The organism is Acetomicrobium sp. S15 = DSM 107314 (genome assembly GCF_016125955.1).
GTDB classification, from domain to species: domain Bacteria; phylum Synergistota; class Synergistia; order Synergistales; family Thermosynergistaceae; genus Thermosynergistes; species Thermosynergistes pyruvativorans.
The window spans coordinates 1-269 of the sequence record NZ_JADEVE010000115.1; the positions used below are offsets into that span (position 1 = coordinate 1).

General features: G+C 56.9%; 1 rRNA gene. It reads right to left on the reverse strand.

Annotation, left to right across the window (positions count from 1 at the left end):
- Positions 1-138: 138 nt before the first annotated feature.
- A 23S ribosomal RNA gene (locus EZM41_RS02915) occupies positions 139-269 on the reverse strand; the annotation flags it as partial.

Below are 269 nucleotides of genomic sequence, written 5' to 3' on the forward strand. Positions count from 1 at the left end.
CAGTCTGAATCTCCCAAATATGCTGAGCTTGTCGCGCATTTTCCTTGCGCCGTTGATCATGGTCATCCTCACGCTCAGGATAAATTCCCCCGTGCGCGGGCTTGCGCCGTTGGGCTTAGACGTAGGGTATGGCGATCTGGGCTGTTTCCCTCTCGACCGTGAAGCTTCTCCCACACGGTCTTGCTCCCGAGGATCCAGTGACGGCATTCGCAGTTTGGTTGAAATCGGTAGGGCCACAACCCCCCTCATCCATCCAGAGCTCTACCTCC